General features: G+C 68.3%; 20 protein-coding genes and 2 pseudogenes. 20 read left to right on the top strand and 2 right to left on the bottom strand.

The genetic code is table 11. The annotated features are described in order from the left end of the window. From infB to A6302_RS01710, 8 genes and pseudogenes are all read left to right on the top strand, one after another. A pseudogene (gene infB / locus A6302_RS01740) lies at nucleotides 1-2,068 on the top strand (translation initiation factor IF-2); the annotation flags it as partial. A gap of 86 nt (nucleotides 2,069-2,154) precedes the next feature. After that, the gene (gene rbfA, locus A6302_RS01735; RefSeq protein WP_069305597.1) at nucleotides 2,155-2,568 is read left to right on the top strand and encodes a 30S ribosome-binding factor RbfA; all 414 of its coding nucleotides are present in this window, start codon (nucleotides 2,155-2,157) and stop codon (nucleotides 2,566-2,568) included. Nucleotides 2,569-2,720: 152 nt separating this feature from the next. Further along, nucleotides 2,721-3,242, top strand: coding sequence for a hypothetical protein (locus A6302_RS01730; RefSeq protein ID WP_141703361.1), 522 nt, complete (start codon nucleotides 2,721-2,723; stop codon nucleotides 3,240-3,242). A gap of 228 nt (nucleotides 3,243-3,470) precedes the next feature. Further along, nucleotides 3,471-4,328, top strand: a complete 858-nt coding sequence (locus A6302_RS01725) for an FAD binding domain-containing protein (protein ID WP_069305595.1) — start codon at nucleotides 3,471-3,473, stop codon at nucleotides 4,326-4,328. Further along, nucleotides 4,325-6,664, top strand: a complete 2,340-nt coding sequence (locus A6302_RS01720) for a xanthine dehydrogenase family protein molybdopterin-binding subunit (RefSeq protein ID WP_069305594.1) — start codon at nucleotides 4,325-4,327, stop codon at nucleotides 6,662-6,664. The genes A6302_RS01725 and A6302_RS01720 overlap by 4 nt, the downstream gene beginning before the upstream one ends. Continuing rightward, nucleotides 6,657-7,160, top strand: a complete 504-nt coding sequence (locus A6302_RS01715; protein WP_069305593.1) for a (2Fe-2S)-binding protein — start codon at nucleotides 6,657-6,659, stop codon at nucleotides 7,158-7,160. Before A6302_RS01720 ends, A6302_RS01715 begins: the two co-directional genes overlap by 8 nt. Then, nucleotides 7,157-8,289 (top strand): annotated as a pseudogene (locus tag A6302_RS23905) (xanthine dehydrogenase family protein molybdopterin-binding subunit); the annotation flags it as partial. The gene A6302_RS01715 and the pseudogene A6302_RS23905, both read left to right, overlap by 4 nt. A 75-nt stretch (nucleotides 8,290-8,364) precedes the next feature. Next, a complete protein-coding gene (locus A6302_RS01710) occupies nucleotides 8,365-9,441 on the top strand; it encodes a xanthine dehydrogenase family protein molybdopterin-binding subunit (RefSeq protein ID WP_425349100.1) in 1,077 nt (358 codons plus the stop codon). A gap of 44 nt (nucleotides 9,442-9,485) precedes the next feature. Here the strand turns inward: A6302_RS01710 and A6302_RS01705 are convergent, their stop codons facing one another. Beyond that, entirely contained in the window at nucleotides 9,486-10,085 is a 600-nt protein-coding gene (locus A6302_RS01705) for a helix-turn-helix domain-containing protein (protein ID WP_069305592.1), read from the bottom strand. Nucleotides 10,086-10,222: 137 nt separating this feature from the next. Here A6302_RS01705 and A6302_RS21870 point away from each other — a divergent pair, with 137 nt between their 5' ends. The 7 genes from A6302_RS21870 (at nucleotide 10,223) to A6302_RS01670 (ending at nucleotide 15,255) form a co-directional block, all read left to right on the top strand. Then, nucleotides 10,223-10,621 (top strand): cupin domain-containing protein, encoded by a 399-nt coding sequence (locus A6302_RS21870; RefSeq protein WP_141703360.1) that lies wholly within the window; start codon nucleotides 10,223-10,225, stop codon nucleotides 10,619-10,621. After that, nucleotides 10,621-11,019 carry a cupin domain-containing protein gene (locus A6302_RS01695; protein ID WP_069305590.1) on the top strand — a complete coding sequence of 133 codons (399 nt, stop codon included), beginning with the start codon at nucleotides 10,621-10,623 and terminating at the stop codon, nucleotides 11,017-11,019. Before A6302_RS21870 ends, A6302_RS01695 begins: the two co-directional genes overlap by 1 nt. Further along, nucleotides 11,016-11,864 (top strand): nitrilase-related carbon-nitrogen hydrolase, encoded by an 849-nt coding sequence (locus A6302_RS01690; protein ID WP_069305589.1) that lies wholly within the window; start codon nucleotides 11,016-11,018, stop codon nucleotides 11,862-11,864. Before A6302_RS01695 ends, A6302_RS01690 begins: the two co-directional genes overlap by 4 nt. Before the next feature lie 47 nt (nucleotides 11,865-11,911). Then, the gene (locus A6302_RS01685; protein WP_069305588.1) at nucleotides 11,912-12,520 is read left to right on the top strand and encodes an SRPBCC family protein; all 609 of its coding nucleotides are present in this window, start codon (nucleotides 11,912-11,914) and stop codon (nucleotides 12,518-12,520) included. Between the two features lie 71 nt (nucleotides 12,521-12,591). After that, nucleotides 12,592-13,482 carry a cyclase family protein gene (locus A6302_RS01680; protein ID WP_069305587.1) on the top strand — a complete coding sequence of 297 codons (891 nt, stop codon included), beginning with the start codon at nucleotides 12,592-12,594 and terminating at the stop codon, nucleotides 13,480-13,482. A gap of 274 nt (nucleotides 13,483-13,756) precedes the next feature. Further along, complete coding sequence (locus A6302_RS01675; protein ID WP_069305586.1) at nucleotides 13,757-14,326, top strand: carboxymuconolactone decarboxylase family protein; 570 nt, start codon at nucleotides 13,757-13,759, stop codon at nucleotides 14,324-14,326. 2 nt (nucleotides 14,327-14,328) lie between these two features. Then, on the top strand, nucleotides 14,329-15,255 hold the full coding sequence (locus A6302_RS01670; protein ID WP_069305585.1) for a quinone oxidoreductase family protein: 927 nt from the start codon (nucleotides 14,329-14,331) through the stop codon (nucleotides 15,253-15,255). Between the two features lie 65 nt (nucleotides 15,256-15,320). On the opposite strand, the gene A6302_RS23900 is transcribed toward A6302_RS01670, so the two are convergent. After that, the gene (locus A6302_RS23900; protein WP_069305584.1) at nucleotides 15,321-15,515 is read right to left on the bottom strand and encodes a hypothetical protein; all 195 of its coding nucleotides are present in this window, start codon (nucleotides 15,513-15,515) and stop codon (nucleotides 15,321-15,323) included. Between A6302_RS23900 and A6302_RS25960 the strand changes: the two genes are divergently transcribed. The 5 genes from A6302_RS25960 to A6302_RS01650 all read left to right on the top strand — a co-directional run bounded on the left by A6302_RS25960 (nucleotide 15,444) and on the right by A6302_RS01650 (nucleotide 18,469). Next, nucleotides 15,444-15,776: a Rieske 2Fe-2S domain-containing protein gene (locus A6302_RS25960; protein WP_425349099.1), complete on the top strand. Its 333-nt coding sequence runs from the start codon at nucleotides 15,444-15,446 to the stop codon at nucleotides 15,774-15,776. The genes A6302_RS23900 and A6302_RS25960 overlap by 72 nt on opposite strands. Then, entirely contained in the window at nucleotides 15,722-16,354 is a 633-nt protein-coding gene (locus A6302_RS23895) for a hypothetical protein (protein WP_083255406.1), read from the top strand. The genes A6302_RS25960 and A6302_RS23895 overlap by 55 nt, the downstream gene beginning before the upstream one ends. Nucleotides 16,355-16,429: 75 nt before the next feature. Further along, a complete protein-coding gene (locus A6302_RS20905) occupies nucleotides 16,430-17,032 on the top strand; it encodes a ferredoxin reductase (protein ID WP_083255405.1) in 603 nt (200 codons plus the stop codon). Beyond that, complete coding sequence (locus A6302_RS20900; RefSeq protein ID WP_083255404.1) at nucleotides 17,032-17,307, top strand: 2Fe-2S iron-sulfur cluster-binding protein; 276 nt, start codon at nucleotides 17,032-17,034, stop codon at nucleotides 17,305-17,307. Before A6302_RS20905 ends, A6302_RS20900 begins: the two co-directional genes overlap by 1 nt. 292 nt (nucleotides 17,308-17,599) lie before the next feature. After that, complete coding sequence (locus tag A6302_RS01650; protein WP_169833468.1) at nucleotides 17,600-18,469, top strand: branched-chain amino acid ABC transporter permease; 870 nt, start codon at nucleotides 17,600-17,602, stop codon at nucleotides 18,467-18,469. Nucleotides 18,470-18,546: the final 77 nt, after the last annotated feature.

Raw genomic sequence — 18,546 nt, 5'->3', positions numbered from 1 at the left:
CGGCCACGCCGGACGTCGCCGAGACGCCGGTTCGCCTGGACGCCGTGCGGGTCAAGCCCGGCACCGAGACCGAGGACGAGGAAGACGGCGCCAACCGTCCGGGTGGCGCCGCCGCCCGCAAGGCCCGTCCGGCCGAGGTCAAGCCCGCGCCCAAGCGCGGCGCCGACGATCGCCGCAAGGGTCGCCTCACCATCACCACCGCCACCGGCGGGGAGGATGAGGAAGCCACGCGCGGCCGTTCGCTCGCCGCCCTGCGCCGCCGCCGCGAGAAGGAAAAGCGCGGCCACCAGAGCGGCCCGCGCGAGAAGGTCCTGCGCGAGGTGATCCTGCCCGAGGCGATCACCATCCAGGAACTCGCCAACCGCATGGCCGAGCGGTCCGTCGACGTGATCAAGCTGCTGATGAAGCAGGGGCAGATGCTCAAGATCAACGACGTGATCGACGCCGACACGGCCGAGATCATCGCCACCGAGATGGGCCACACGGTCAAGCGCGTGTCGGATTCGGATGTCGAGGAAGGTCTCTACGCCGAGCCGGATCACGACGACGACACCACGCCGCGTCCGCCGATCGTGACCGTCATGGGCCACGTCGACCACGGCAAGACCTCGCTGCTCGACGCCCTGCGTCACGCCAACGTGGTCTCCGGCGAGGCCGGCGGCATCACCCAGCATATCGGCGCCTACCAGGTCGAGCAGGGCGGTCAGAAGATCACCTTCATCGACACCCCCGGTCACGCCGCCTTCACGGCGATGCGCGCCCGCGGCGCCAAGGCCACCGACATCGTCATCCTCGTGGTGGCGGCCGACGACGGCGTGATGCCGCAGACGATCGAGGCAATCGCCCACGCCAAGGCGGCGGGCGTGCCGATGATCGTGGCGATCAACAAGATCGACAAGCCGACCGCCAAGCCGGAGCGCGTGCGCACCGAACTGCTCCGCCACGACGTCGTGGTGGAATCGATGGGCGGCGACACGCTCGAGGTCGAGGTCTCGGCGCTCAAGAAGCTCAATCTCGACAAGCTGCTGGAAGGCATCCTGCTGCAGTCGGAAGTGCTCGAGCTCAAGGCCAATCCGGACCGCGCCGCCGAGGGCATCGTCATCGAGGCGCGGCTCGACAAGGGCCGCGGCCCGGTCGCCTCGGTTCTGGTCCAGCGCGGCACGCTCAAGGTCGGCGACATCCTCGTCGCCGGCTCCGAATGGGGCCGCGTTCGCGCCCTGCTCGACGACAAGGGCGCCAATGTCGGCGCGGCCGGTCCGTCGATGCCGGTCGAGGTGCTCGGCTTCCAGGGCACGCCCGATGCCGGCGACCGCGTCGCCGTGGTCGAGAACGAGGCCCGTGCCCGCGAGATCACCGAGTATCGCGAGCGCCAGAAGCGCGACACGATGCACAAGAGCGTCGCCGGTCTGCGCGGCTCGCTCGAGCAGATGATGTCGAAGCTTCAGGCCGCTGGCCACAAGGAGTTCCCGCTCGTCATCAAGACCGACGTGCAGGGCTCGCTGGAGGCGATCGTCGGCGCGCTGGAGAAGCTCGGCAACGACGAGGTCATGGCCCGCGTCATCCATGGCGGCGTCGGCGGCATCACCGAGTCCGACATCACGCTGGCCGAGGCCTCCGAGGCGCGATCATCGGCTTCAACGTCCGTGCCAATGCACAGGCGCGGATGGCGGCCGAGCGCAACGGCACCGAGATCCGCTACTACAACATCATCTACAACCTCGTGGATGACGTGAAGGCGGCGATGAGCGGCATGCTCTCTCCGGAACGTCGCGAGACCTTCCTCGGCAATGCGGAGATCCTCGAGATCTTCAACATCACCAAGGTTGGCAAGGTCGCCGGTTGCCGCGTCATCGAGGGTTCGGTGGAGCGCGGTGCGCAGGTGCGCCTGATCCGCGACAACGTCGTGATCCACGAGGGCAAGCTCGGCACGCTCAAGCGCTTCAAGGACGACGTGAAGGAAGTTCACGCCGGCCAGGAGTGCGGCATGAACTTCGAGAACTACCAGGACATGCGCGCCGGCGACGTCATCGAATGCTTCCGCGTCGAGGAAATCGCGCGGACGCTGTGATCGCGGCCTTGACCGTCCCTCCTCGAGGCCGTGCGGACCCCCGCACGGCCTCGATTGCATTGTGAAGACCGTCCGGAACGAGACCCATGGCCCGAAAGAATTCCGGCCCCGCTTCGGGGCTGCCCTCCCAGCGCCAGCTGCGCGTCGGCGAACTGATCCGCCACGTGATCGCGGAAATCCTCGCCCGCAGCGAGATCGCCGATCCGGAGCTGGAGGCGATGATGATCACCGTGCCGGAGGTGCGCATGTCGCCCGACCTCCAGCACGCCACCATCTTCGTGACGCTCACCACCGGCGGCGACGCCAGCGACGCCGTGAAGGCGCTTTCCCGCCACGCCAAGTGGTTGCGCGGCCAGGTGGCGCACAAGGTCAACCTCCGTTTCGCCCCCGAGCTCCGCTTCCGCTACGACACCCGCTTCGACGAGACCGCCCGGATCGACGCCCTGCTGCGCTCGCCGGAAGTGGCCCGGGATCTGAAGCGCGACGACGACGAGGCATGAGGGGCGGGTTCGCGCGGATTCTCCGCCTCTCTCCATTTTCGCCGGCTGAGGATCAACGAAGCCGCCACCAGGCGAGGGCGCGGCCGCCCTTGCCTCGCCGGTCGGATCCATGATGATCTCAAGCGATCATGGATCTTTGCAGACGAGGCGTCATGACGACGACGCGGCGGCGCCGCCAGATCTTGCTAGAGCCTGCGCAAAGCCAGCGGCGGACGCGACGTCTGTTTCGCCGCGAATTTCAGGCGTCCCTGATGTCGGACAGCAAGTGGCGAAAGCTGCTCACGCTTCTCCATGAGAGCGAGCTGAACCTGCCAGCCTGCATCGTCAAATGGATCGACTGGCCGGTGCCGGTTCTCATGGCAACGCCATCGGCCGCCGATCTCCATCCCCCACGCGGCTTTCTGGACTCCCTCGAATTTGGCCCGTTTGCGCTTGGCTCGATCGAATGGATGGAATTTCCCGATGTCGTTCCGACGGAGCCCCGCAAACGCAATCTCCTTCTCGGACCAGACGTGCCGATAGACGACCGGTATCACGGCAGATGCGGTGCTCAGCAGGTCGATCGTGCCATCGCTGCGCTGGTGATGAAGGGCCAATTTCCGCTGGAGCGTCGAGACACCGGCTTGAGGATCATCGGGCATTGCCACCGGATTGCGCCCGAACGGGTCGGCTGACACAACACACTGACGGCCGTTCCCACGGTCGATTGGCCTCGAGACCGCCCCCAAATTTCCTCTGTTCATTTTGTGTGCAGACTGCACGTATTTTTCATGTTGATCAAAATCGCGGACCACTATTTAATCTGAGTAAATCGACGGGCCGGTGCGGAAGGCGTAGTCTGCCGCATCGAAGGGGCGCCAGCCGCCTCCTCCGTTGCCAAAAGCTCAGCGATCAGGTCCGCCATGAAACCAGCCGCCTTCGCCTATCTCGCCCCGACCACGCTTGCCGAAGCGCTGGAGATGATCGACCGGATCGGGGACGACGGCAAGATTCTGGCCGGCGGCCAGAGCCTCGTGCCGGCGATGAACTTTCGGCTGGCCCGGCCCGGGACCCTCGTCGACATCAACGGTGTCGCGGGCCTTTCCGGCATCTCCGGCGACAGCGCGCGCGGCATCTCGATCGGCGCGCTCACCCGCCATGCGGCCTTCCACACCCCGCCGTTTTCCGGCCCGCTCGCCGATCTCCTCGCCAAGGTGGTGCGCAACATCGCCCACTATCCGATCCGCCAGCGCGGCACCTTCGGCGGCAGTCTCTCCCACGCCGATCCGGCCTCCGAATGGTGCCTCGTCACGGCCACGCTCGGCGCAACCCTGCACATCGCCAGCCTGACCGGCACGCGCGAGGTTGCCGCGGCCGACTTCTTCCGCGGCACCTTCACCACCGCGCTCCAGCCGTCCGAGATCCTCGTGCGCATCGACCTGCCGCCGCTCGGCGCCGGCTGGGGCACGGGCTTTTACGAATTCTCCCGCCGCAAAGGCGATTTTGCCCTCGCCATGGCGCTCACCGCCCTGCGCATCGAGGGCGGCACGATCCGCGAGGCGCGCCTCGGCGTCGGCGGCGTCGCCGACCGGGCGCTGCGGCTCGCCAAGACCGAGGCCTTCCTCGTCGGCCAGCCGGCACATGCCGAAACCTTCGCCGCTGCGGCCGCGATGGCGCAGGACAGCATCGATGTCAGCGAGGACATCCACGCCGGCGCCGACTATCGCCGCGATCTCCTCGGCACCGTGATCCGCCGCGCGCTGGCGGAGGCCGCGGCATGACCTGGATCGGCCGCTCCCTGCCACGTCTGGAAGACCCGAGCCTGCTCAAGGGTCACGGCACCTATGTCGCCGACCATGCCGACGGCGCGCTGCATGTCGCCTTCGCGCGCAGCCCGCTCGCGGCCGGCGAGATCCTCGGCATCGAGCTGCCGGAGATCGCGCCCGGTGGCGGCCAGGTGTTCACCGCCGCTGATCTCCACGGCGTCGGCGTGATCCGCCCGGTGCTGAACCGGCCCGATTACCGGGCCGTCGGCCAGCCCGCGCTCGCTGCCGGACGGGTCGTGTTTCCGGGCCAGGCCGTCGCCGTCGCGGTCGCCCGCACCGCCGCCGAGGCGGAAGATCTCGCCGAGCAGGTGTTCATCGACATCGAGCCGCAGGACCCGATCCTGACCTTCGACGCGGCGCTGGCCGAAGGTGCCCGGGCCGTGCATCCGGAAGCCCCGGAAAACGTGCTGGTCGAGGGCAATCTGAAGACCAAGGGGTTCGACGAGGCAGTCGCGCAGGCCGCGGTTGTCATCGAGCTCGATCTGCGCTCGCGCCGCCAGTCGGCGGTGCCGATGGAGACCCGCGGCGGGGTCGCGAGCTACGACCGGGCCACCGGCCGCGTCACGCTGGTCGCCTCGGTGCAGATGCCGCACATGCTGCGCACCGGCTTGGCCGACGTGGTCGGCATGGCCGAATCCGACCTGCGCGTGATCGCGCCGGATGTCGGCGGCGGCTTCGGCCAGAAGATGTCGCTGTTTCCCGAATATGTCGTCCTCGTCTGGCTGGCCCGCAAGCTGCGCACCAAGGTGGCGTGGATCGAGGACCGCCGCGAGAATTTCCTTGCCTCCGCCCACAGCCGCGACCAGGCCTTTTTCGTGCGCGGCGCCTTCTCGGCCGAGGGACGGCTGCTGGCGCTCGATGCCAACCTGAAGTCCAACGTCGGCGCCTTTTCCTGCTATCCGGTCACCTGCGGCGTGGAGCCGCTGATGGCCTTCGGCGAGCTGCCCGGCCCCTATGTCGTGCCGGAATACCGGGGCCGCTCGCGCGGCGTCACCACCAACACCTGCATGATGGCGCCCTACCGCGGCGTCGCCCGGCCGATGCTGACCTTCACCATGGAACGGCTGATGGAGAAGGCGGCGAAAGCCCTCGGCCTCGACGCGGTCGAGATCCGCCGCCGCAACCTGATCACCAGCTTTCCCCATCGCTCGCCGACCGGGGTCGTCTACGACGAGGGCTCCTACCTGCAGGCGATGGAGGCCGCCGTCGCCCATGTGGACGTGCCGGCCTTTCGCGCCCGGCAGGCCAGGGCCCGCACCGAGGGCCGCTATCTCGGCCTCGGCGTCTCGGTGTTTTCCGAGCGCACCGGCTACGGCACGCCGGTCTATGCCCAGCGCGGCATGGGCATCGTGCCGGGCTATGAAAGCGTCGATCTGGCCATGGACCCGTCCGGCAACGTCGAGGTCCGCATCGGCTCCTCGCCCCATGGCCAGGGTCTCAAGACCGCGCTCGCCCAGCTCGTCGCCGACGAGATCGGCGTCGTGCCGGACCGGGTGCGGGTGATCGCCGGCGACACCGACGCGACGCCCTATGGCTGGGGCACGTTCGCCAGCCGGTCGATGGTGATCGCCGGCGGCGCCACCAAATTCGCGGCCGAGGCGGCCGCGGATAAGCTGAAGGCGATCGCCGCGAAGATGATGGAGGTCGAGGTCGGCGCGGTGGTGCTGGACGAGGGCTATGCCCGGGTGCCCGGCACCAACAAGGCCACCCCGATCCCCGATCTTGCCCGCGCCGCCCATCACCAGAGCCAGCGCTTCGGCCTGGAGGCCGGCATCCGCACCAGCGGCTTCTACGATCCGGGCGGCACCTTCTCCAACGCCTGCCACATCTGCGAGGTCGAGGTCGACATCGAGACCGGCGGCGTGAAGATCCTCCGCTTCGTCGTCGTCGAGGACGCCGGCGTGCTGATCAACCCGATGATCGTCGACGGCCAGATCGCCGGCGGCGTGGCCCAGGGCATCGGCAACGCGCTCTACGAGGAGCTGATCTACGACGAGGACGGCAACCTCCTCACCACCTCGCTCGCCGACTACCTGCCGCCGACCGCGCTCGAAGTGCCGGATCTGGAGATCCTCCACATGGAGACGATCTCGCCGGAGAGCGTGACCAAGGCCAAGGGCGTGGGCGAGGGCGGCACCATCGGCGCCCCGGCCGCGGTGCTCAACGCGGTTGCCGACGCGCTCGCCCCCTTCGGCGTCGAGATCGACGAGATGCCGGCGACCCCGCAGAAGATCCGCCTCGCGATCAGGAACATGGCGATCAGGAACACGAGGGCTCCGGCCGATGTCTGACAAGATCAAGATCACCCTGACCGTCAACGGCACCGCGATGACCGCCGAGGTCGAACCGCGCCGCAGCCTCGCCGACATGCTGCGCGACGACCTGCGGCTCACCGGCACCCATCTCGGCTGCGAACACGGGGTCTGCGGCGCCTGCACCGTGCTGGTCGACGGCAAGCCGGTGCGCTCCTGCCTGATGTTCGGCGTCCAGGCGAACGGCGCCTCGGTGCGCACCGTCGAGGGTCTCGCCGATGGCGACAGGCTGCATCCGCTGCAGCAGGCCTTCTGGGAAAACCACGGCCTGCAATGCGGCTTCTGCACCCCCGGCTTCCTGATGCTGGCGGCCGGCGCGCTGGAGGAAAACCCCGACATGACCGACGAGGAGATCCGCGACGTGCTCTCCTCCAACCTCTGCCGCTGCACCGGCTACCAGAACATCGTCAAGGCCGTGCGCCTTGCCGCCGAGGTGATGAAGGCGGGCCCGGCCCCGCAGGCGACACGTTCATGAGAGACACGGGCATGAGCGGCATCGGCATGTCGGTGAAGCGGCTCGAGGACGGGCCGCTCCTGCGTGGGCAGGGCTGCTTTGCCGCCGATTTCAATGCGCCGGGCCAGGTGCACATGCGCGTCGTGCGCTCGCCCGTCGCCTTCGGCCGCATCCTCGCCGTGGAGATCGACGACGCGGTCGCGCTGCCCGGCGTGCTCGCCGTCTGGACCATCGCCGACGTCGACGACCTGCCGCCGATCGACTTCCGCATGACCCGGATCGAGGGTCTCGCGCCCTATCGCCAGCATGTGCTGGCCCGTGACTACGTGCGCTATGTGGGCGAGCCGGTGGCCGTGGTGTTCGCGGTCGATCCCTATGTGGCCGAGGATGCCGCCGATCTGGTCTTCTGCGATGTCGACGAGCTCGATGCCGTGCTCGATCCGCTGGCCGCCCCCTCGGCCTTCAAGCCGGACACGATGCCGGGCTTCCTCAGCGAGCCGGCTGTGGTGCGCAAGGGCTACGGCGACCTCGACGCCGCCTTTGCCGACGCCCACCGGGTGATCGAACTCGAGGTCAAGATCGGTCGCCACAGCGGCGTGCCGATGGAAACCCGCGGCGCGCTCGCCGTCTTTGACGCCGCGCGCGACGTCCTCACCATGTATGGCGCCGCAAGGTGCCCCACTACAACCGCGACGCCATCGCCCGCATGCTGGGCCGCGATCCCGCGCGGCTGCAATTGTCGGAAGGCCATGTCGGCGGCGGCTTCGGCATCCGCGGCGAGCTCTATCCCGAAGACGTGCTGGTCTGCGCCGCCGCCCTGCGCCTCGGCGTGCCGGTGAAATGGGTGGAGGACCGCAAGGAGCATCTGCTCGCGGCCAACCATTCCCGCGACCAGGTCTACCGCCTGCGCGCCGCGGTCGATTCGCGCGGCTACATCCTCGGCCTCGACGCCGAGTTCACCACCGACCAGGGCGCCTATGTGCGCACCCACGGCGGCACGGTCACCGATCTCGCCGCCGGCCTGCTGCCCGGCCCCTACGTGATCCCGGCCTACCGGGTCGCCGGCCACATCCGGCTGACCAACAAGACGCCGTCGGGCACCTACCGCGCGCCGGGCCGCTACGAGTCGACGTTTGCCCGCGAGCGACTGGTCGATCGCATCGCCGCCGAACTCGGCCTCGATCCGGTCGAGGTCCGCCGCGTCAATCTCGTTCCGGCCGAGGCGATGCCGTTCCACCGCGGCCTCGACACGCTCGGCACCCACGTGGTCTACGATTCCGGCCTCTACCACGACCTGCTCGACCGCACGCTCGCCCATGTCGGCCATGCGCAGGCGCGGATCGATGTCGCCGCCCGGCGCAACGCCGGCGAGGCGGTGGGGCTCGGCCTTGCCTTCTTCGTGGAAAAGAGCGGCCTTGGCCCGAAGGATCTCGCCCGCATCGCGATTGCTCCCGACGGCAGCGTCGAGATCGTCACCGGCGTCGCGTCGATCGGGCAGGGGGTGGAAACCGTGCTGGCGCAGATCGCCTCCGAAACCCTCGGCATCGCGCCCGAGCGGATGCGGGTGATCCACGGCCAGACCGACCGGATCGAATACGGTCTTGGCGCCTTCGCCTCGCGGGTCACGGTGATGACCGGCTCGGCGGTGAAGATCGCCAGCGAGGATGTTCTGGCGCGGGCGCGTCCCGCCGCTGCCGCCCTGCTGCAGGCCGATCCCGCCGGTCTCATTTTCGAGAAGGGTTCCTTCGTTTCCGCCTCGGGCGCCTCGGCGTCGCTCGCCGACGTCGCCCGGCATCTCGGCGGACCGGGGCTCACCGGCGAGGGCGAGTTCGCCGCCGACCACATGAACTATCCCTACGGCATCCATGTCGCGCAGGTGCGGGTCGACCGCGAGACCGGCGGCGTGACGGTCGAGCGCTACGTGGTCGCCTGCGATGTCGGCCGCGCGGTCAATCCGATGCTGGTCGAGGGGCAGATCGTCGGCGCCTGCGCCCAGGGCATCGGCGGCGCGCTGCTGGAGGAATTCGTCTACGACGAGGGCGGCCAGCCGCTCGCGGCCAGCCTCGCCGACTATCTGATGCCGACCTGCCACGAGATGCCGCCGGTGGAGGCCTTCGTGCGCGAGGACGCGCCGAGCCCGCAGAATCCGCTGGGAGTAAAGGGCGCGGGCGAGGGCGGGATCACGGCCGTCGGCGCGGCGATCGCCGCGGCAATCGACGATGCGCTGCAGAGCCCGGGTCTCGTCACCCGCCTGCCGGTCTCGCCGTCGCGGCTGCATGCCCTTGTCGCGGGGCTCCGGTGAGCGCGGCGCGGCCTGGCCGCGACCGGCCGGATGTTTCCGGCGCCTCAGCCGCGGTCGAGGTTGAACCACAGGGTGCGGACCTTGCCGCCGCCGTGGTTCCAGATCTTGTGCTGCCGCCGCGAGTCATAGGCGATCAGGTCGCCGGCCTTGAGCTGGTGGCTGATGCCGTCGACCTCGACGGTCAGCTGGCCCTCGAGGATGAAGCCGTATTCGAAGCCCTCGTGGGAGATCGGCCGCTCGGCGCTGCCGGTGTGGGCCTCGTATTCGTTGAGCGCAACCGAGACGCCGCGCTCGCGGTCCTCGCGCAGCATCCGCCGCACCACATGCTTGGCGGTCTCGACGATCGGGGCATCCTCGGAATGGACCACCAGCCGGTCTTCCCGCACCTCCGGGGTCGCCACCAGCTCCGACATGGTGATGCCGAGCGCATTGGCGATCACGATCAGCGAGCCGATCGAGGGCGAGGCGCGGCCGCGCTCGACGAGGCTCAGCATCGACGGGCTGACGCCCGACACCTGCGCGATCGCCTGCAGGGTCATGCCGCGGCCGAGCCGGGCCTCGCGAATCCGGTTGCCGATCGCCGCCAGCGCGCTGGCCGTCGCGTCGGCCACCGAGTCGAGCCCGCCTTCCGAAGGCATGTCCATCTGCGAAGTCCCTTCGTCGCCGTCAGCTCGGCCGAGCTTGACGTGTATTTTCCGGCGTTCCGGATCAACCATGGTGTTGACCTTGTTTTTTGACTAAATTAAAATCCGTTCAATGACAAACAAAATGAGCGCCAGATATGACCTCTTCCGCGAATGTGGTGCGTGTCATCGACACCTCGTCTGACTGTCCGGAAATTCCGATCATCGAAAGAAACGGCCGCGGGCGTGTGGTGCTCTGGCCCGGTAACGGTGCCAGGTTCCGGAGTTTTCAGCTTATCTCACTTACCGAAGGCGGCTCAACCATTCCCCTGAGCCATGCGTCGGACTGTGTCTACTACGTGATATCCGGAACCGGCCGCATCGTCGATCTCGGCGGTGACGGAACGTCCGAACTCGTCGAGGGCACGATGGTTCACATCGATGCCGGCGACAGCTACCGCATCGAGACCGATGCCAGGATCGAGATCCTCGGCGGCCCCTGTCCGCCCGATGCCGCGTTCTACGCCGGCATCGCTGCCCTGGAAGGCGCACTCTGATGGCGATCCGGATCTTCCACCGCGACCACCCGACCCTGCGCCTGCCGCTGATCTCGAAGGATGCCCGCTTCGTGGTGTGGCCGGGCGTCGGTGCCTGGAACGCCAACATGAACTATGTCCGGCTCGAGCCGGGCGAGGAGAACGTGCCCCATATCCATTCGCTGTCCGAGGATACCATCTTCATCCTCGAGGGCGAGGGCACGATCTGCGACTTCACCAATGACATCGAGGTGCCGTTCCGCGCCGGCTGCGTCGTGCACGTGCCGGTCGGGGTCAAGCACGCGGTCAAGGCCAACCGCGGCACCGGCATCGTCAGCGTCGGCGGCCCGGCCCCGGCCGACGTGCCGCTGCTCAAGGCGGTCAAGGCGTTGCCGGCCGACGCGGAACCGCCGAAATGAGCCTTGGCGTCGCCGCCGTCCAGTTCCAGAGCGCGCTCTACCGGCCGGACGAGAACCGGGCGCGGACGCTCGACCTGATCGACCAGGCCGCGGCGGCCGGCGCGAAGCTGGTGATCCTCCCGGAACTCTCCATCTCCGGCTACGGCATCGACCGCGACGGACTGGAGGCCTGCGCCGAGCCCGTGGACGGGCCGACGCTTCAAGCCTGGCAGGCCGCCGCCGCGCGCCTCGGCATCCACATCGCCGGCGGCTTCTGCGAGCGCGCCGACGGCCGCCTCTACAATGCAGCGATGCTGGTCGGACCGGACGGTCTCGTCGGCCATTACCGCAAGCTGCATCTGTTCGACCGGGAAAAGCACGTGTTCACGCCCGGCGATCTCGGTCTGCCGGTCGCCGACCTGCCGTTCGGCAAGGTCGGCATCTGCGTCTGCTACGACCTGCGCTTCGTCGAGGTGGTGCGGGCGCTCGCCCTCAAGGGCGCGTCGATCATCGCGGTGCCCACCGCCTGGGTCGGCGGCTTCGATGCCGATCCCTTCGACGCCATGGGCTACATCGGCCAGGCGCGCGGGGCGATCCTGCAGGCCAATCTCAGCCAGGTGTTCATCTGCTGCGCCTCCCAGCCGGGCCGGCGCGACGACGTGCGCTTTCTCGGCTCCTCGCTGATCGTCGATCCGTGGGGCACGGTGCTCGCCGGTCCCCTCGATCCCGACCGCGAGGGCATCGCGCTTGCGGCGATCGATCCGTCGGCAGCAAAGGCCGCGCAGGTGCGGTCCGAACTGGTCCGCCCGCGCGAGGACCGGCGCACCGACGTCTACGCGATCACCGTCGACGGCACCGCCTGGTGACGTCGCCCAGCCCGGAACAAGGCCAGACCGGAACAAGGACAGACCGCATGAAACTCCAGCAGGACTTCACCATCAACCGGCCGGTCGACGAGGTCTGGGCCTTCTTCCACGACATTCCCGCGCTCGCCGAATGCCTGCCCGGCGCCGAATATCTCGGGCCGAAGGAGGGCGGCGGCCACACCGGCAAGGTGACGAGCAAGGTCGGCCCGTTCCAGGCAAGCTTCGAGGGCGAAGCCCAGGTCGTCTATGACGAGACGGCGCGGACCATCGCGCTCGACGGCAAGGGCGTCGACCGCAAGGGCAACAGCCGCGGCAAGATGACGATGACCTGCACGGTCGTGCCGGATGGGGCGACGACGAAGGTCGGCGTCGAGTCCGACATCCAGCTGTCGGGCACCATCGCCCAGTTCGGCCGCACCGGCATCATCGCCGAGATCGCCAACATCCTCGTCGCCGACTTCGTGCGCAACGTCGAGACCCGGCTCCAGGCCGCTGCCCCGGTGGCGGCAACCGCGGACGGGTCGGTGGCAACGCCGGCTGCGCCGGTTGCCGCGCCGCCCGCCGAGACCAAGCCGCTCGGCGGCTTCCGCCTGCTGCTGCTCGCGCTCAAGGGCTGGATCCGCAACCTGGTGAAGCCGCAGTCGTCCTCGCGCTGACGCGCGCACCCGATCTCCCGGCGCCGCGTTTGCGGCGCCCGCCGTTCAACCCCTGAAGAAAGTCATTTCAGATGCAGATCGTTGATCTCACTCACCTGATGAACGTCCACACCCCGGGCTGGGTCGGCTACGCCGGCAACAAGATGTATTATGCGCAGAACCTGCAGACGATCCACATCGTCGCCCAGCGCATCGATTCGGCCCTGCATGTCGGCACCCACATCGACGGCGCCATGCACGGCACCGACGGCATGGGCGACATGGCCTCCTACCCGATGGACTTCCTCGTCGGCCCGGGTGCCGTGGTCGACGTCTCCGAGCACATGGACGACTGGGCGGTCATCACCCCGGAGATGATCGAGAGCGCGCCGGTCGAGGTGAAGGACGGCGACATCCTGATCATCCACACCGGCTGGCACCGCTACTGGGAAGGCAAGCCGGAGCAGGATCTCGTCAAGTATTTCTGCATGCACCCGGGCGGCAAGCAGGAACTGCTCGACTGGATGCTGAAGAAGAAGATCAAGTGGTTCGGTATCGACGCCGGTTCGGGCGACCATGCCATGAACACCACCATTCGCCGCATGCGCCCCGACCTTGCCAAGCAGTTCGAGGAAAAGGTCGGCATGACCTGCGACGAGTTCTTCGGCAAGAACAGCTACACGCACAAGCGTTCGGGCCGCAAGGTCGTGGAAGACTACTTCCCCTTCCACTCGCAGGCCTTCCAGGAGGGCCTGATCCACGCCGAGAACATCGGCGGCGACATCGAGCTGATGCTCAACCAGCGCGCGGTGATCGGTGCTTTCCCGTGGCGCTACGAAGGCCTCGAGGCCTGCCCCTGCCGCATCGTCTGCTTCAAGGGCATCGAGGAAAATGTCGAGGCGGTCGGTGACGTCGCCAAGGCGATCTTCGGCCCGCGCCAGATCGCGTCCGGCATGATCTCCGGCGGCCCCGACGGCCGCTGAGTCCCGCACGCACGACCACACCCCGGCCGGCGACGGCCGGGGTTTTTGCCATGACGGCCGGAGTGATGAGTGGTTGGCAGCGGTCCATGCCTCTGACCCTCCGGTTGTCATCCCCGGCGAGCCGAGCGCAGCTCGGGGAGGGAAGGGGATCCAGAAATCAGCCGCGGACTTCGGTGGCCAGCTTCTGGATCCCCTTCCCTCGCTTCGCTCGCGGGGATGACAATTCCCTTGATGTGAGACCCAGTTCCCCGAGTGCGGGGCGAGGAGACGAGACGTGCAGATCGGCGCCAGCGATCCGAATGCGATGACCTCCGCCCAGAAGGCGGTCTTCGACGCCATCGCCTCCGGGCCGCGCGGCGACGTGCCCCGGCCCTTCCTCGCCATGCTCGACAGCCCGGTGCTCGCCGATGCGATCCAGGGTGTCGGCGCGGCGATCCGCTTTTCCGGCGCGCTGCCGGCGGACCTGCGCGAGGTGGCGATCCTCGCCGCCGCCGCTGCCTACGGCTCCGGCTACGAGTGGGACTATCACGAGCCGATCGGCCGCCGTGAAGGCCTCGGCGACGCCGTGATCGAGGCCGCCCGAAGCGGCGATGTCGCCGCGCTCGACCCCGTTGATCCGGCCGCCGCGATCATCGTCTTCTGTCATCGGGCGATCGCCGGCAACGTCGCCGATGCCGCGGCGCTCGCCCATCTGTCGACCACGCTCGGCCGGGGCGCCGCGACCGATGTGGTCGCGATCGCCGGCTACTATCCCCTGCTTGCCCTGTTTCTCGCCGCCGCCAATCTCGACCATCCGGTCCCCAATCCCGGCATTGGCGCGGCTACCCCCCTTGAAAGGTCCTGATCATGAAGGCTGCGGTTCTCAGCGCGCCCGGTATCCCCGACTACGCCAGCTTCGAGGCGCCGGTGGCGCGCGAGGGCGAAAGCCTCGTCACCGTCACCGCCGCCGGCCTCAACCCGATCGACGTGCTGCTCGCCTCGGGCCGGATCGGCCCGCCGATGCTGCCCTCGGTGCCCGGCCGCGAGGGCGTCGGCACCGTCGACGGCCGCCGCGTCTACTTCTCCGCCAGCCGCGCCCCCTTCGGCTCGATGGCCGAGATGAGCCTCGCCGCGACCGGGGCGCTGATGCCGCTGCTCGATGACATCGACGACGGCACCGCGCTGGCGCTCGGCATCGCCGGCCTCACCGGCTGGCTCGCCCTCAGCGAAAGCGCCCGGCTGGTCGCCGGCGAGACGGTTCTGGTGCTCGGCGCCAGCGGCGCCGTCGGCGTGGTCGCGCTGCAGGCGGCCCGCCTGCTCGGCGCCGGCCGCGTGGTCGCCGCCGCCCGCTCGGCCGAAGGCCAGGCCCGCGCTCTGGAACTCGGCGCCGACGCGGTGGTCGATCTCTCGTCCGAGGACAACCTTGCCGGCCGCATCCGCGAAGCCTGCGCCGGCCGGCTCGACGTCGTCGTCGATCCGCTCTGGGGTCCGCCGGCCAAGGCCGCGCTGTCCTGCCTCACCGCCGGCGGCCGCCTGATCCAGATCGGCAACAGCGCGGGGGCCGAACTCGTGCTCAATCCCGCCTTCATGCGCTTTCCGCGCAGCGCGATCCTCGGCTTTTCCGGTGGCAGCGTCGCCCACGGCCCGCGCGCCGCGGCCTTTGCGCGCATGCAGGACCATGTGCTCGCCGGCGAGCTCGCCACCACCTTCACGGCGATGCCGCTGTCGGACGTCGCCAGCGCCTTCGAGCTGCAGATGCGCTCGCCGGGCTCCAAGCTCGTGCTGGTGCCGTGACGCCGCATCTCGTTGACAAGAAGCTCCAAATGATTTTGAATATATCAAAATAAAAGTTGAGCTTATTAAATACGGGACCGCACCCGCTCGAGAAACTGGAGGTCGGCATGTCGAAACTTTCGCTCCGCAACTACTGGCACCCGATTGCCCGTACGGAAGAAGTCACCGGCGTGCCGACCGCTTTCCGCATGCTCGGCGAACAGGTCGTCGCCTTTCGCGACGACGAGGGCGTGGCGATCTTCAAGGATCTCTGCATCCACCGCGGCGCCGCCTTCTCGGCGGGTGGCCGCGCCGAGAACGGCCGGATCGTCTGCCCCTATCACGCTGGGCCTATGACAAGACCGGCGCCTGCGTGCACATTCCCTCGCTCGCCCCCGGCGCGCCGATCCCGGAAAAGGCGCGCGCCATCGCCTACAAGGCCCGCGAGGCCTATGGTCTCGTCTGGGTCTGCCTCGCCGAGCCGGCGATGCCCTTCCCCGAATGGCCGGACGATGCCTGGAACCGGCCCGACCACCGGGTGATCCTCGTCAACACCTACGACTGGAAGGCCTCGGCCGGCCGCGTCGTCGAGAATGCCATGGACTTCTCGCATTTCAACTTCGTCCATCTCGGCTACACCGAGCTTGCCGACGGGCCAGTGATCAAGCCCTACGAGGTGACGAAGACCGAGCGCGGGCTGAACTACGCCTATGACGACGGCCACCTGCTGCGCGACTATGTCATCGAGTTTCCCTTCATCGTCCACGACCGCAAGAGCGTGGTGAAGGTCGGCAATGTGAAGACCTGGTCGGACAACGAGGAGTCGAAGCCAGGCGACATCACCTGCCTGTCCTTCCTCTCCGCGCCGATCGACGACACCTTCACCCGGATCTACGTCTTCGTCGGCCGCAATCACTCGCTGGACAAGGCCGACGCCCAGTTCACCGGCGGCTTCGACACGGTGATGGAGCAGGACCGGGTGATCGTCGAGACCCAGCGGCCCGAGCAGATCCCGGTGTCGATCAGCGAGGAACTGCACATCCGCTTCCCCGACGCGGGCGCGGTGCAGTACCGGCGCATGCTGCGCGATCTCGACAAGGCCGAGGCCTTCGTTCCCTGAAACAGGGGCCCTGAAATCTGGATCCTGACACGCGCACGCGCGCGCGGCGCCGACCTCAGAAGCGGGACGACGCGGATGACCGAGACACTGACCCTCCGGGTGCGCGCCGTCGCCGAACTGACCCCGCGCATCCGCACCTTCGAACTGGTTCCGCGCCAGCGGGGTGACGTGCTTCCCGGCTTCACGGCCGGGTCGCACGTCACCGTCTTCCTGCCCTCCGGCCTGGAGCGGCAGTATTCGCTCCACAACGACCCGGCCGAAACCCACCGCTACTGCATCGCCGTGCAGCGCGAGGAGCCGGGCCGGGGCGGGTCGGCGGAGATGTTCCGCGCCGTTCATGTCGGCGACGAGATCGCCGTCTCAAGGCCGCGCAATCATTTTCCCCTCCATGACGGAGCCGAACCGGCGCTTCTGATCGCCGGCGGCATCGGCGCGACGCCCATTCTCGCGATGGCGCGGTCACTCGGTGCCGCGGGACGTGCCTTTTCCGTCGTCTATCTCACGCGCGACCGGGACAGCGCGGCCTTTGCCGCCGACTTCGCGGCGCTCGCCGCCGCGGGCCATGCCGTGATCGTCCACCATGACGGGGGCGATGCGGCCCGGGCGTCGATCTTGCCGGCCACATCGGCGCGGCACCGGACCATGCCCACGTCTACTGCTGCGGTCCGGAAGGCCTGATGACCGCGGTCGCGGCGGTGGCCGGCGCGCGCGGCGAGCGCCTGCATTTCGAGCGCTTTGCCAACGCCGACGCCGGCCCGCGCGACAGCGACGCGGGTTTCACCGTCGTGCTCGCCCGCACCGGCCGGGAAATCGCGGTACCCGCGGGGCAGACCATCCTCGACGCCCTGCTCGGGGCCGGTCTCGACATCGACTACAGCTGCATGGAAGGCACCTGCGCACCTGCATCACCCGCGTCCTGGATGGCACGCCGGACCACCGCGACACCGTGCTGATGCCGGGCGAGAAGGAGAACAGCATCGTCATCTGCTGCTCGCGGGCCCGGACCGCGCGGATCACGCTGGATCTTTGAGCGGAGTCAAGGCGTGGCCGGGGTCGAGGGTGTCGCCACGACTGCCCTCTGATGCAGACGCCGCCGCTCCACCCGTTGGCAGACTGCACAAATCGTCGGCAGATATTTGCCCAGACGAAAAATGACGCAAAATACTTTTGACCTGATTAAAAACTGCGGCTAGCTTGTGGTGGACAGAGGGCAAGGCAATGCCCCGCATCGGATCGGAGAGTGCGATGGACATCCTGATTTTCGGGACAATCTCGGCCAGCATCCTGCTGCTGTCCTCCATCGGCTTTTCAATGACATTAAAGACCGAAGGCTTCATCAACATCGCCCACGGCCAGGCGCTGCTGATGGGGGCCTATCTGGCGCTGTGGCTCGACGGCCTCGGCCTGCCGCTGTGGGCCGCCGCGATCCTCGCCTCGATCGGCTGCGGCTTCACCGGCGTGATCCTCAACCGGGTCCTGTTCAAGCCGGTGAAGTCCAAGGGCATCCTGGTGCTGCTGTTCACCTCGGTCGGCGCGGCTTACGTGATCTACGGCATCGTCGGGGCGCTGGCCGGCAAGCGCATGCTCGCCTTCGACCTGCCGCCGATGCGCGCCTGGCAGATCGCCGGCCAGCCGTTCATGACGCCCTACGAATTCGCCATCGTGCTGCTGGCGATCGTCTCGGCGCTCGGCGTCCACGTGTTCCTCACCTACACCTGGGCCGGCAAGAGCATCCGCGCCGTCGCCGACAACGAGGATCTCGCCCGGGTGCGCGGCTTCGACCCGCGCCGCACGTCCGACATCGTCTGGTTCGTGGCGACCGCGCTGGCCGGTCTCGCCGGCGTGTTCCTCGGTATCGTCGGCTCGCTGCACACCCAGATGGGCTGGCAGATGATCATCATGATCCTCGCCGTCACGGTGCTCGGCGGTCTCGGCAGCATCTACGGCGTGATGCTCGCCTCCGTGGTGCTCGCCTTCGGCATCGAGATCGGCCTGATGTTCGTGTCGTCGAGCTACCGCACGGGCCTCGCCTTCGCGCTGATCATCGCCGTGCTGCTGGTGCGGCCGGGCGGGCTGCAGTCGCTGTGGGGCGGCGGCAAGACGCGCACGCACTGACGGGTCGCTCCGGGCGTGGCCGCGTGGTCCCCGCCCGGCACAGGACAACGAGACGACTTCGGACCGCGGCACAGTTC

Origin of the sequence: Methylobrevis pamukkalensis, assembly GCF_001720135.1 — a bacterium.
Lineage (GTDB): Bacteria > Pseudomonadota > Alphaproteobacteria > Rhizobiales > Pleomorphomonadaceae > Methylobrevis > Methylobrevis pamukkalensis.
This window is presented reverse-complemented; position numbering and strand designations above follow the sequence as displayed.

Excerpts from the sequence above, each read along its gene's own strand:
- A6302_RS01680 (WP_069305587.1), top strand. The coding sequence starts at position 12,592 with ATGCAGATCGTTGATCTCACTCACCTGATGAACGTCCACACCCCGGGC.
- A6302_RS20905 (WP_083255405.1), top strand. The coding sequence starts at position 16,430 with ATGACCGAGACACTGACCCTCCGGGTGCGCGCCGTCGCCGAACTGACC.
- A6302_RS01715 (WP_069305593.1), top strand. The coding sequence starts at position 6,657 with ATGTCTGACAAGATCAAGATCACCCTGACCGTCAACGGCACCGCGATG.
- A6302_RS01730 (WP_141703361.1), top strand. The coding sequence starts at position 2,721 with ATGACGACGACGCGGCGGCGCCGCCAGATCTTGCTAGAGCCTGCGCAA.
- A6302_RS20900 (WP_083255404.1), top strand. The coding sequence starts at position 17,032 with ATGACCGCGGTCGCGGCGGTGGCCGGCGCGCGCGGCGAGCGCCTGCAT.
- A6302_RS21870 (WP_141703360.1), top strand. The coding sequence starts at position 10,223 with ATGACCTCTTCCGCGAATGTGGTGCGTGTCATCGACACCTCGTCTGAC.
- A6302_RS25960 (WP_425349099.1), top strand. The coding sequence starts at position 15,444 with ATGCTCGGCGAACAGGTCGTCGCCTTTCGCGACGACGAGGGCGTGGCG.
- A6302_RS01720 (WP_069305594.1), top strand. The coding sequence starts at position 4,325 with ATGACCTGGATCGGCCGCTCCCTGCCACGTCTGGAAGACCCGAGCCTG.
- A6302_RS01695 (WP_069305590.1), top strand. The coding sequence starts at position 10,621 with ATGGCGATCCGGATCTTCCACCGCGACCACCCGACCCTGCGCCTGCCG.
- A6302_RS01710 (WP_425349100.1), top strand. The coding sequence starts at position 8,365 with ATGCCGTTCCACCGCGGCCTCGACACGCTCGGCACCCACGTGGTCTAC.
- A6302_RS01670 (WP_069305585.1), top strand. The coding sequence starts at position 14,329 with ATGAAGGCTGCGGTTCTCAGCGCGCCCGGTATCCCCGACTACGCCAGC.
- A6302_RS01685 (WP_069305588.1), top strand. The coding sequence starts at position 11,912 with ATGAAACTCCAGCAGGACTTCACCATCAACCGGCCGGTCGACGAGGTC.
- A6302_RS01705 (WP_069305592.1), bottom strand. The coding sequence starts at position 10,085 with ATGGACATGCCTTCGGAAGGCGGGCTCGACTCGGTGGCCGACGCGACG.
- A6302_RS23895 (WP_083255406.1), top strand. The coding sequence starts at position 15,722 with ATGCCCTTCCCCGAATGGCCGGACGATGCCTGGAACCGGCCCGACCAC.
- rbfA (WP_069305597.1), top strand. The coding sequence starts at position 2,155 with ATGGCCCGAAAGAATTCCGGCCCCGCTTCGGGGCTGCCCTCCCAGCGC.
- A6302_RS01650 (WP_169833468.1), top strand. The coding sequence starts at position 17,600 with ATGGACATCCTGATTTTCGGGACAATCTCGGCCAGCATCCTGCTGCTG.
- A6302_RS01690 (WP_069305589.1), top strand. The coding sequence starts at position 11,016 with ATGAGCCTTGGCGTCGCCGCCGTCCAGTTCCAGAGCGCGCTCTACCGG.
- A6302_RS01725 (WP_069305595.1), top strand. The coding sequence starts at position 3,471 with ATGAAACCAGCCGCCTTCGCCTATCTCGCCCCGACCACGCTTGCCGAA.